The organism is Vibrio neonatus (genome assembly GCF_024346975.1).
GTDB classification, from domain to species: domain Bacteria; phylum Pseudomonadota; class Gammaproteobacteria; order Enterobacterales; family Vibrionaceae; genus Vibrio; species Vibrio neonatus.
On the sequence record NZ_AP024885.1, the window covers coordinates 2,403,750 to 2,416,604 of the forward strand.

9 protein-coding genes are annotated in these 12,855 nt (G+C 42.1%); 4 read left to right on the top strand and 5 right to left on the bottom strand.

Features of this window, described 5'->3' with window-relative positions; genetic code table 11:
• The first annotated feature begins 520 nt into the window (after nt 1-520).
• Entirely contained in the window at nt 521-655 is a 135-nt protein-coding gene (locus tag OCU38_RS11165) for a hypothetical protein (protein ID WP_261823117.1), read from the top strand.
• Nucleotides 656-1,340: 685 nt separating this feature from the next.
• Here the strand turns inward: OCU38_RS11165 and OCU38_RS11170 are convergent.
• From OCU38_RS11170 to OCU38_RS11190, 5 genes are all read right to left on the bottom strand, one after another.
• Entirely contained in the window at nt 1,341-2,501 is a 1,161-nt protein-coding gene (locus tag OCU38_RS11170; RefSeq protein ID WP_261823118.1) for a glycerophosphodiester phosphodiesterase family protein, read from the bottom strand.
• A 251-nt stretch (nt 2,502-2,752) separates the two neighbouring features.
• Complete coding sequence (locus OCU38_RS11175) at nt 2,753-4,768, bottom strand: polysaccharide lyase family 7 protein (RefSeq protein ID WP_261823119.1); 2,016 nt, start codon at nt 4,766-4,768, stop codon at nt 2,753-2,755.
• Nucleotides 4,769-5,162: 394 nt separating this feature from the next.
• Nucleotides 5,163-6,302, bottom strand: a complete 1,140-nt coding sequence (locus OCU38_RS11180; protein WP_261823120.1) for a glycerate kinase — start codon at nt 6,300-6,302, stop codon at nt 5,163-5,165.
• 106 nt (nt 6,303-6,408) lie between these two features.
• Complete coding sequence (locus OCU38_RS11185) at nt 6,409-7,221, bottom strand: fumarylacetoacetate hydrolase family protein (RefSeq protein WP_261823121.1); 813 nt, start codon at nt 7,219-7,221, stop codon at nt 6,409-6,411.
• Between the two features lie 193 nt (nt 7,222-7,414).
• A complete protein-coding gene (locus OCU38_RS11190; RefSeq protein ID WP_261823122.1) occupies nt 7,415-7,978 on the bottom strand; it encodes a single-stranded DNA-binding protein in 564 nt (187 codons plus the stop codon).
• 285 nt (nt 7,979-8,263) lie between these two features.
• Here OCU38_RS11190 and OCU38_RS11195 point away from each other — a divergent pair, with 285 nt between their 5' ends.
• The 3 genes from OCU38_RS11195 (at nt 8,264) to uvrA (ending at nt 12,837) form a co-directional block, all read left to right on the top strand.
• On the top strand, nt 8,264-8,899 hold the full coding sequence (locus OCU38_RS11195; RefSeq protein WP_261823123.1) for a LuxR C-terminal-related transcriptional regulator: 636 nt from the start codon (nt 8,264-8,266) through the stop codon (nt 8,897-8,899).
• A 107-nt stretch (nt 8,900-9,006) separates the two neighbouring features.
• Entirely contained in the window at nt 9,007-9,885 is an 879-nt protein-coding gene (gene galU, locus OCU38_RS11200) for a UTP--glucose-1-phosphate uridylyltransferase GalU (RefSeq protein WP_261823124.1), read from the top strand.
• 126 nt (nt 9,886-10,011) lie between these two features.
• Nucleotides 10,012-12,837, top strand: coding sequence for an excinuclease ABC subunit UvrA (gene uvrA / locus OCU38_RS11205; RefSeq protein ID WP_261823125.1), 2,826 nt, complete (start codon nt 10,012-10,014; stop codon nt 12,835-12,837).
• Nucleotides 12,838-12,855 lie beyond the last annotated feature (18 nt).

A 12,855-nucleotide genomic window follows, 5' to 3' on the forward strand; every position in this document is an offset into this window, starting at 1 on the left:
CATTAAAGAAATAGCGAAAAAGGCCGTTAAAAATGACTTTTTTCACTGCTTTTCTAGGTAGCGCCGGCAGGGTCACCCCCTTTGATTGGGTCAGTGCTACCGCCTTTAAACGTAGTCCTGACGAAGGTTAGAGAGAGGGGGAGGTTAAATCTCTACAGCCTCCCCCGTCAGTACCGCCCCCCCAGGGAAATTTTTATGTGCAATAAATAAGGATTTTTTTTTGGGAGGTTTTGTGAGATCTAGCGTTAGTTCTCCTAATGTAGGACAAAAGATAAATAAGTTAGCAGGTGTGAGTAACCCGTGCTCTATCTCTTGGTGAGCTGCGTGATGTGTCGGCGGTATCGTTATGGGAGTCGCAAAGAAAGGTAATGCTCGAGCGTAGTACTTTGAGTTGAGAGGATACCTCCATCCTGATGGCGTATTGCGATGTGATCTCTGGATGATTCAAGTTGATGAAGATATTAGTAACTACGGCTTCTACACAGAGACGGAAGACTGAGAGCTAAAGAAGTGCCCGGCCGTGAGTGTTCGAAATGACGTAGCTAAGCAACTGACCCGCACTGATAGTTTGCTTGGATTAGCTCCTAATGCCCAATCCCGATTCATAGGTGAAGGTGGCGATAAAGGTGATGGTAACGAACTTAATGAATTCTAACGTATAGCGAGATTTCATCCGCGGGTCCTCCCTGGCGTTCTCACCACGGGTATACGGCCTCGCAGGATTTCGCTATTTATGAGAATTTCTGACGGGGGGTTGTTGTTTATATATCGCCTATTTGGCCGCATGCAAAACAGACAGTTAACTTTCCCACATGTACAAAGATCCTTTCGCAAAACCAGATCATTCCCCCTGTTATCTACCGAGATACTTTAAAAGCCATAAAATGGACGTTAATTGCAAATAAGAGGAATTCAGAAACAACAACCTGCTAGTAGCGATGTCATTAATGCTCCACAAATTGAGGAGTATAAATTGAACAAAATCCAAAAATGGATGTTAATTGCAAATAAGAGAAATTCAGAAACAACAACCCGCTAGTGGGCGCTATTAATACTCCATAAATTGATGATTATTAATTGAACAAAGTCCATTTTTGGATTTTGTATTAAAGTGACTTTTTCACAATGTACCACCAGATGTACCAACTGATAAAATCAAAACAAATAACACCCAACAAGATCAATATGTTAAGAGATTAATTCAGGTTTGCGAGGGCCACCAAATTAAAGAAAGGCGTAGTGGATTATTACCTACTACGCCTTTTTTACGTCTAAAAACCAGCAACAACCGCTGCTAGTTCACACATTTTATTCAGCCTATTTTATTAACTAATGCACTCTTACTCAGTACAGTTATCAACAAACGTTACGGTTGCAGGCCAGTCGCTGAATATGCCAATCGCATTAATATCATTCTTTAGTACGTTAACAACTTCTAGTTCATTGTAGTCGGTGTATTGACGCTCGATAGTCCATGTAATGATGTCTAGTCCTGACTCTTTAATCTCGTTCGCATAATCGGTTGCGATGACTTCATCACCCGATTTTGTTACTAGTAGCGGATAAATAGGGGCGATGATATTGATGCCTTTTTCTACGATTTCAGCTGGAGTTGGGACGTTGTTTAGAGAGAAAGTCAGGTATACGCCCTGCTCTCCAAATTCTGGGGTGTTGGCTACCCAGTATTCAACATCGTCGATTAAGAATGACTGCGGGTAAACGTCACTAGGTGCAACGCCCGCATCGATATATTCTTGGATCATTTTTTGAGCAAACTCTTCTTGAGTTAGCCCAGCTGCGGCTAAGTCTTGTGCATCCGGCGTTTTTAGCTCTGGAGTCATTTTTACGCCAAGTTCTTTAAACAAAGCGATACTTTCTTTATGCGTCATCAGAGTACCAGTACCGGCATAAAGATCAGTACGGTAGCTTGGCGTCGCATCCATATATTCAGCAACTGTGGTCGCGTTTGGATTATATGCGTCCATTTTGCCTTGCAGTGACTTAAATTCAGCCAGGGTAAAATCAGAAGTGCGACACTCTGCCTGTGCTTTAACGCCGTTAAGCTCATCGGCTGGTGTAAATGGGATTGAACATTTATCTGCCAGTTCAGTTGCTAGTACATTGGTGGTAGTGTGTAGATCTGAGTGGGAATGACGGCACACTAATTCAGCGTCGCTAGTAAAGGCTACGTCACATTCCAGTACGCCAGCACCCATGCGCGCAGCGGCAACGTAGCTTTCTTTAGTATGTTCAGGGAACATTAATGGTGCGCCGCGGTGCCCGATAGAAAGCTCACTCTTTTCAAAATTAGATTGGTTATTTAGACAACTTGTTAAGCTATCCTTTAGCTCTCCCTCTGCCAGTTGGTCAACCAAATAAGCAGGACGAGGGCCAAGTTGAATATTTGCCTCTGTTGGAGCTTCAATATCAAGACTCTCACTATCACAGGCTGCAATTAAAGAAATGGAAAGAAAGACAAACCCAGTTTTAAAACGAATCATAGTAACACTACTCTTATTAGACTTATTTTAGAAAAGAAGGTCACGATTTAATCCTGATAGCGTTTAATTCTCATGACTGATTTATTAATTATTGAGTATGTTTTGATAGATGGAAAACGTGGGCAGCTAAATTTACGGTAATCCGCCATTAAATCAGCTTCAAAGAAAATCACTAAAAACTAAAACGCCCCTTTACTGTATTAAACAATAAAGAGGCGTTGGCTATAAAAAGACGGTTGTCTTTATTTTAACTAGTCATGAGTAACGTCAATTACAGTGAAGGTTACAGATGCGTAATCAGGGTATTCTGTACCTGTTCTGTTCTGATTATATAGGCCTGCTTTAAAGTACATATAATCTGAAGCATAGAAGTCAGAGATTGTGATTGCGTCTGTATCACTTGAGTTACGGATGGTTTGCTTAGAACGTGTTTTGGTGTAAGCGATTGAATCCGCTGTCGTGTAAGTGTAGCCGTCATGCCAAACTGTCACTTTTAGTTGGTCGCCAGTTAGGTCAATTTCATAGCTCCACTCATCACCTAGTGCGATACCATTTTCAGGTTCAACTGGGTCACCACTTGCGTCTTGATCTGTATCGTTTTTATCAGTAAAACCGATAATGTTGATACGGTCACCTGGGTCACCGCTAGAGTCATCTACAGTAAAGAATACAGAGCCTTTGTCGTGCTCAGGTAGTTTACGGTAGTAGATCTTCACTGGTTCATGATCTTCACCATGAATCTGACCTACAATGATACGACCAATTTGATCTTCGCTTGTTGCATCCACAGAAACTTGGTTTACCACTAGCGTAGCTTTCATGTTGCCGTCAACACCACCAGCATCTGACTGGTTAGAAGATGATGCTTCACTTGTTACCCAGTTGTTTTTAGTGATGCCTTTAACATTAGCGTCACCGCCGTCTGAGTATCTTGCCATTAGCTCGCGCAGTTCTGAACGAGGGTAGCTAGAGCCACCTGAACTTGCTGCGTCGTTTTTAACAGTGAAGGTTACACAACCATCATTAAAGATAATTTCTTCAGCGCCGTTAGAGCCAAGAGTTTTGTTATCCACAAGGTCTTGAATATCTTCAACATCATTCATTGATACACCATCACCGGTGGTGTAACCCCAAATCGACATATCAATATTACAGCTACCGACAATCTCACCGCCTGAACCAGAGTCACCTGAACCTGAATCACCTGAGCCAGAATCTGCATCTGAGTCACCCGAGCCTGAATCAGAATCGCCAGAACCGCTGTCAGAACCAGAATCTGATTCACTACCGTCACAGCCATAAACTTGCGTTTCAATGATGCTGTTCCACTCAGAACCTGCAGAGTTACCAGAGCCGATAATACGAACATAACGAGCTTCGGTGTCTGCTACATCAATATCTTCGAAACCAGAATCTGCACCTGATGAAATGCCACCAGAAAGTACGGTTGTCCAGTTACTGTTATCTGTTGATGTTTCCACATCAAAATAAGAGCTACGAGCGTTACCTTTGTACCATTGAATCGCTAAATCAGTAACTGAAGCTTGAGAGCCTAAGTCAAATGTAATGGCTTTTCCGATGCCGTTAGAAGACCAACGAGACTCATCTGTTGTATTATTATCGTACGTGTTTTCAGGTCCATGACCATCATTCGTGCCATCATCATAAGCACTAACAATGCTTAATTGACCACTATTATCTACGCTACAAGTACCGCCTACGCTACCAGAATCGCCATCGCCAGAGTCACTGTCAGAGCCATCATCAGTGTCCGGATCTGGGTCTGGAGTTGTACCAGAGTCACCACCATCTTCCGTGCTTTCTAGGGTAAAGTCATCTAGGCGACCTTCATCCCCACCATAGCCACCAAAGATAGTTACTGACGTTGCAGAGCCAGAATTGAACGAAAGGCTAACCTGCTGGAAGTCATCCCCACCCCCAGTATTGCTGTATGTTTGACCATCAACAACAGCGCCAATCTCACCCAAACCTTTAACATAAGCACTTAATAAATAAGTAGTATTTGGTTCAACCGTTAACACTTGCTCAACTTTACCTGCTGAGCCAGTAATTTTCGCTGAACGCGAACCTGTGCGAGCATCCCCTGAAATTGCTGAAGGGTCGGTATCAGACCAACCGTCAAAACTGCTTTCAAAACTGGCATTTTCAATGAAGACTGTTGCCGCATGTACAGCCGGCAGAACCCCGACCGACAAGGCTGCAGCGACAACTGCAGTAATATATTTCTGTTTTGTCTTAAGCATCATAATTAATGATATCCCTAAAGATTATTAGCTAATGAAGACCCCTGATAATTCATCTTCAATCCCTATATAACAGATATATGATTGTTATATTCTTATAATACAAATCATTTCTGTTGAAACTAAAAGTAACGTAAATTTACTTTTTATCAACATTGAAAATTACAGAACAATTCAAAGTAGGATACGCATCACAGTTAATATGAAATTTAGGGTTATTAATTTGAGCTAGCTCGCTCACACTTTGTAGGGGTAATTAGGGGGTCAGGTCTTGAATTTTGCATTAATAATATTTAGTTAAATCAAAAGGTTTAGCCATAATATGTACTAAACCTTACATGAGGACTTTCTTATATATTGGAGATCATAACTTAATTTTCAAAAGCTAAAACTTAGTTTAAATTTGCTGTCCAAGTTTCAGTAACGCCGCAATATTTCGCGAGGAGCGAATAAGGTTTTCATCAGCTTTTTCTAGCACTTGAGAAAGTGTTTGTGGTGATGGGATAGTGCCAAAAATACAGTTAAAACTGCTATAAAGCTCATCTATTTCATGACCAAGAGAACCTGCTATTCCAATAACAGGAATACCTTTATTTTCGGCTCTATTTGCAATGCCAAAAGGGGCTTTTCCACTAAGGGTTTGATTATCCATTTTCCCTTCGCCGGTTATTACTAGATCGGCGTTTTCAAGTATTTTATCGGCATCTAATAAATCTAAAACAACCTCTATTCCTTGTTTAAGGGTCAACATAGGAAATAGCAATGAGAGCCCCATAGGAACGCCACCTGCAGCGCCGAAACCTGAAGAATTAAAGTGCTTAATCCCCGTTAAATTAAAACTCTTGGTCGAAAAATGAAATATGGCCTCATCTAGAGATTCCACTAATAACGAATCCGCTCCTTTCTGTGGAGCAAATACATAACTTGCCCCTTTATCCCCCACCAAAGGGTTACTCACATCACAAGCTAGAATAATCGGCACTTGCTTACAACGTGCATGCACGCTTGATAAATCAATCGTGTGTACCTTTGATAAGGCCAAGCCACCAGCAGGTAGCAACTGACCTTCGGCGTCCAATAATTTACCGCCTAACGCATGAATAATTCCAGCGCCAGCATCGTTGGTCGCACTACCACCTAACCCTAGCAAGATTTTAGATACGCCCAGATCCAGTGCTTCTTTTATGATCTCACCGGTACCATAAGTACTTGTCACGGCTGGGTTTCTTTCTTCAGGCGTAATAAGATCTAGCCCAGATGCGGAAGCCACTTCAATCAAAGCGGTTTTGCCTTGCTCTAACAGTGCCCATTTAGCACACACTTGTCGGCCAAGAGGATCACTTACCCAAGAGTGCCTAACCTCTCCTTGCAGTGCATCGATTAACACCTCAACCGTCCCCTCTCCACCATCGGCAAGAGGAAGGTGGCAATATTGCGCTGTCGGAAAGACTTCCTTAAAACCAAGCTCAATACACTGACACACCTCTTTAGCCGATAGCGACTCTTTAAATGAATCAGGGGCAATAACAATTTTCATTGGGTGAACCATATTCAATTCGTATGGACTTAATTAAACACCATAAAAAGCAGCGTTACCGCTAATTTATCTCGAAGTTGAGAGCTTTTAGCGATAAGCGATAACCTCAATAAGCAAACAATATCGGGTTTTCTACCTCACCCACCCCTTCTATAGAAACAGAAACGACATCCTTATTATTTAATGCTTTGGTTCTGCCTGGTGTTCCCATAAAAATAAGGTCTCCCGGTTTTAAAGTGAAATATTGACTCAAATAACTCACTACCTTCTCTGGACTATGAATCATATTTTTGGTGCTCTCTTGTTGTACTACCTTCCCATTTAAACGAGTAGTTAGCAGTACATCGTTGAAATTGACACCTCGAGTCATAGTTGCAGCTATTGGACCAAACCCATCACTCGCTTTCGCCCGCATCCATTGTAGGTCTTGACCTTGCCAACTACGCTCAGTTAAATCGTTTCCTACTGTCACGCCCCAGATATAATTTTTAGCTTCATCTATCGAAACATTTTTCGCTGTTTTTCCAATAATAAGCACCAACTCCCCTTCAAAATGCAGATTAGTTGCCCCTTTGGGAGCGAATACAGGCTCACCAGAAAGAATCAAAGAAGAAGGTAATTTTAAGAATAATGGCGGAGGTGCAGAGGATGGTGAACTAAGATGACTGGCGAAATTCATCCCTACCGCAAAAACTTTCTCTGGGGTCGTTGGTAATTTCATATTAATTTTGGCTATCGGTAGAGCGTTTTCTGAGGTTTTATATCGAGTAAAAATATCACCCACAATAGGGTAAACCTTATTATTCTCTAGTTTTCCGTACTGAGTAATGCCTTGATACTCAAAGCGTATAAAACTCTCAGTATTCGCAAAGGAAGCTGTTGAAAATACAATTAAAAAAAGTATGCCTATCCATTTCATCTCTATCACTCCTCCTAAATATTTAAGCATAGGAGATGTTTGATAAAGTTAAGGGGTCAGGTCTTGAATTTTGCAATAATATGATGATTACTATCCATATTGATTGACTCCTTTATCAAGCAATAAAAAAACCCAGCATCTGTGCTGGGTTTTCTGTATTCAAAACTCTAGTTTTGTATATAAAGCCTGATCTCTAAAACGGAATGTCGTCGTCAAAATCCATTGGTGGCTCATTATACTGCTGAGGAGCCTGTTGTGGCTTCTGCTGTTGCGGTTGTTGCTGTGCAGGTTGGTGAACTTGAGGTTGTTGAGGCTGACCCCATCCACCTTGCTGTTGACCTTGCTGTTGACCTTGTTGCTGACCGCCGTATTGACCGCCTTGGTTTTGACCTTGGCCACCACCTTGACGAGAACCTAGCAGTTGCATTTGACCTGTTGGCCACTGCACTACTACTTCTGTTGTGTAGCGATCTTGACCTGATTGGTCCTGCCACTTACGTGTTTGCAATTGGCCTTCGATATAAACTTGTGAACCTTTTTTCAAGTACTCACCAGCAATCTCAGCGGTTTTACCAAACAAAACAACACGATGCCATTCTGTTTTTTCACGTTGTTCGCCACTGGCTTTATCACGCCAAGTTTCTGAAGTCGCAATTGTGATGTTTGCAATTGCATTGCCATTTGCGGCGAAACGAACCTCAGGATCCTGCCCTAAGTTACCCATAATAATTACTTTGTTGACGCCACGGCTAGCCATGTATCACTCCATTTACTTTTTATTTGCGCTAATACGCCAAGCATAACACGCATAACGGACTACTTAAATCACTAGAAAGTGTAATAGAGAGGCAGACCAATAGATAACATCTATACAAAAGCAGAAACAGTTGTTTGCATTTTTTTCGGCTTATTACGCAATTTTATGCAACAAAGAACATGAAACAGGGCTTTTTATTGAATATAATCGCAAAAAGTTAGTGTCATGTTTCTCAAATTGGAAAGATTTAAAAGAAACTGACCGTAGTTAACAGGGAGAAAAAGTATGTATTTTGATGGAATAAATTCTCAGCTTTTTTTGCATGAGAGCAGCGGGTTTAGTGACGAGGTAATTCAACAATTACAAGAGAAATCAAAGCTAACCCTGTACCCTCTCGAAGAGTGGCATATGCACTATAAGCCCAGTTTAACACCCGTTATTTTAGTGGATTACAATGACCCCACATTTGACCCTTTGGACTTTGAAAACCCAAGTACACCTGGGAAGCACATCAATATGGTCATTACTCAAGCGCCACTACAACTGAAAACGACAGACTTACTTAAATACGGTCGTTTGCGCGGTATTTTCTATAAACAACAATCCTTTGATGACATTGTGCTGGGGTTGCAAACGCTGAGCCAAGGTCAGTCATGGCTAAGTAGAGCCGTCAACGAGCAGTTGATTTCTTATTATCAATCCGTGTTGGTTCGCTATGCTCCGCCGCACACCATTGACTTAACGCGACGAGAAATGGAAGTTCTGGAAGCACTAAGAATAGGTAAATCCAACTTTGGGCTGGCTGAACAATTATTCATTAGTGAGCACACGATAAAGTCTCATTTATATAAGATCTTTCGCAAAATTAAGGTGAAAAACAGAGAAGAAGCGGTTCTATGGGCTCATCATTTTCTGCCATAAAGCAATAAAATTGCAGATTTAACCTAAGTGTATTTTATATCGCCTAATTCTAATGATAGAGTTAGGCAAAACTATTTAATTATAATGACTCAGTTAGGTTACCCCTCATGATTAAAAAATGCCTTTTTCCTGCAGCAGGTTACGGGACTCGCTTCCTACCCGCGACCAAATCAATGCCAAAAGAAATGATGCCTGTCGTTAATAAACCTCTTATTGAATACGGTGTTGAAGAAGCCATTCAAGCAGGTATGGATGCAATGTGTATTGTGACCGGTCGTGGCAAACACTCAATCATGGATCACTTTGATAAGAACTATGAACTTGAACATCAAATTCAAGGCACTAATAAAGAAGCATTACTCGTAGACATTCGTAATGTCATTGAGTCAGCTAACTTTACCTACATTCGCCAACGCGAAATGAAAGGCTTAGGTCACGCCATTCTAACGGGGCGTGAACTAGTCGGTGATGAACCTTTTGCAGTTGTTCTTGCTGATGACTTGTGTGTCAATGAAGAACAAGGCGTTCTAGCGCAAATGGCCGCGCTTTATAAGCAGTTCCGCTGCTCTATTGTGGCTGTGCAAGAAGTGCCTGAAGATGAAACACACAAGTATGGTGTGATCAAAGGTGAAGTAATCAAAGACGACATCATCCGCGTTGATGACATGGTAGAAAAACCAGAAGCAGGAACAGCGCCAAGCAATCTAGCTATCATTGGTCGTTATATTTTAACCCCTGATATCTTTGATCTTATTGAAGAAACAGAACCAGGCAAAGGCGGTGAAATTCAAATCACTGATGCCCTGCTTAAACAAGCTAAAGCCGGTTGTGTGCTTGCCTACAAATTTAAAGGCACTCGTTTTGATTGCGGTAGCGTAGAAGGCTACATCGAAGCCACTAATTACTGCTTTGAAAACATCTATCTAAAAGATAAAAAAGCCACTGAACTTGGCAAAAAATCGACATTAAAAGAACCTATCAAGTAAAACGATAGCCACTCTCAATCTTAAAAACAGTGACCTAGTGTCACTGTTTTTTTATCCAGTATTTATTTGCAGTCGTTTAAAGCTATGTAATACTTGGCAGATGATTATGTAATTGAGCAGGATTAGATGGATACTATCGACGTTCGTGGTGCTAGAACTCACAACCTTAAAAACATCAACCTCACTATTCCAAGAGATAAACTGACGGTTATCACCGGCCTATCCGGTTCTGGTAAGTCATCTTTGGCTTTTGATACTTTATACGCCGAGGGTCAACGTCGCTATGTTGAGTCTTTGTCAGCCTATGCCCGCCAATTTTTATCTTTGATGGAAAAGCCAGATGTTGACCATATTGAAGGTCTGTCACCTGCTATTTCAATAGAACAAAAATCAACCTCTCATAACCCCCGTTCAACAGTGGGTACCATTACCGAAGTGTATGATTACCTTCGTTTATTGTATGCCCGAGTTGGCGAACCTCGTTGTCCTGAGCATAAAGAGCCTCTATCTGCTCAAACCATTACTCAAATGGTCGACAAAGTGCTTGAGTTGCCAGAAGGCTCAAAAATGATGTTGCTGGCTCCGATTGTTAAAGAGCGCAAAGGGGAACACGTTAAAACCTTCCAAAACCTCGCTTCACAAGGCTTTATTCGTGCGCGTATTGATGGTGATATTTGCGATCTTTCCGATCCACCGACGTTAGAATTACATAAAAAACACACCATTGAAGTCGTCGTCGATCGCTTCAAAGTGCGCAGCGATCTTCAGCAGCGCCTTGCTGAATCCTTTGAGACCACTTTAGAGCTCTCTGGCGGGATTGCCGTCGTCGCCTCTATGGATAAAAGTGACCAAGAAGAGATCATTTTCTCTGCTAACTTTGCTTGTCCACGCTGTGGTTATAGCATGCAAGAATTAGAGCCAAGACTGTTCTCTTTCAACAACCCTGCAGGGGCTTGTCATACTTGTGACGGGCTTGGGGTACAGCAATATTTTGATGAAAGCCGAGTGGTTTTAGATGACAATCTAAGTATTGCCGAGGGAGCAATCAAAGGCTGGGATCAAAAGAACTATTATTACTTCCAGATGCTAGGTGCATTGGCAGAACATTATGATTTTGACTTGTATGCGCCTTTTAAATCTCTGCCGAAGAAGATCAGAGAGATCATATTAAAAGGCTCGGGACGCACCGAGATCGAATTTAAATACATCAATGATCGTGGTGATATTCGAGTTAAAACTCATCCATTTGAAGGCATTCTAAATACATTAGAGCGTCGCTATCACGATACTGAATCCAATTCTGTACGTGAAGATCTTGCCAAGTATATCTCGACTCGCTCTTGCACCAGCTGTGATGGCACTCGATTACGACAAGAAGCGCGTAACGTATTTGTAGACGATACGCCATTGCCTAGCATTGTCGAGATGAGCATTAGCGAAGCATTAGACTTCTTTAAAAACATGAATCTCGAAGGGCAAAAAGCGCAAATAGCCGATAAGATCATGAAAGAGATCAACGATCGCTTAAGCTTTTTGGTTAACGTTGGCCTTAACTACCTCAACCTCTCTCGCAGTGCTGAAACCCTATCTGGTGGTGAAGCGCAGCGTATCCGTTTGGCTAGCCAAATTGGTGCAGGTTTAGTCGGTGTAATGTATGTATTAGATGAGCCTTCCATTGGCCTGCACCAAAGAGATAATGAACGCTTACTTGGCACCCTCACCCATTTGCGTGATCTTGGCAACACCGTGCTTGTGGTAGAGCATGACGAAGATGCCATTCGAACTGCAGACCATATTATTGATATAGGCCCCGGCGCAGGGGTACATGGCGGACACGTTGTTGCAGAAGGGACTTATGACGATATCATCAACAACCCTGACTCACTGACCGGACAATACCTAAACGGCACCAAAGAAATCGCGATTCCGAAAAAGCGAACTCCTGTCGATAAAGAAAAATTAATCGTGCTAAAAGGCGCGTCAGGTAACAATTTAAAAACCGTTGATCTGACTATTCCTTGTGGATTGTTTACTTGTGTCACTGGGGTATCAGGTTCAGGTAAATCAACCTTAATTAATGACACCTTCTTTAAGATTGCGCATAGAGAACTCAACGGCGCAACCACCAGCAATCCAAGCGCTTATGATACGGTAGATGGCTTACAGCATTTTGATAAAGTGATCGATATTGACCAAAGCCCTATCGGTCGCACCCCAAGATCAAACCCTGCCACTTACACCGGAATATTTACACCGATTCGTGAGTTGTTTGCTGGCACTCAAGAGTCTCGTTCTCGCGGTTATAAGCCGGGTAGATTTAGCTTTAACGTACGAGGTGGCCGCTGTGAAGCGTGTCAAGGCGATGGTGTAATCAAAGTTGAAATGCACTTCCTGCCAGACGTTTATGTACCTTGTGACTCTTGTAAAGGCAAACGCTACAATCGTGAAACCTTAGAAGTTAAATACAAAGGTAAGTCCATCGATGAAGTGCTGAATATGACGGTGGAAGATGCACATGCTTTCTTTGAACCTGTGCCTGTCATCGCCAGAAAGCTAAAAACTTTAATTGATGTGGGGCTTTCGTATATTCGTTTAGGGCAAGCGGCAACAACGCTATCAGGTGGTGAAGCACAACGTGTGAAATTAGCCCGTGAATTATCTAAGCGTGATACTGGAAAAACCTTGTATATTTTGGATGAACCTACCACAGGATTGCACTTTCATGATATACAACAGTTACTTACTGTTTTACATCGCCTGCGCGATCACGGTAATACAGTAGTGGTTATCGAACACAACCTTGATGTGATAAAAACCGCAGACTGGATTGTCGATCTTGGCCCTGAAGGGGGACAAGGTGGTGGTGAAATTGTCGCAACCGGTACACCAGAGCAAGTAGCGAAAGTAAAAGGCTCACATACCGCTCACTTTTTAAAGCCTATGCTTAAATAACAACAAAGGACGCAACCA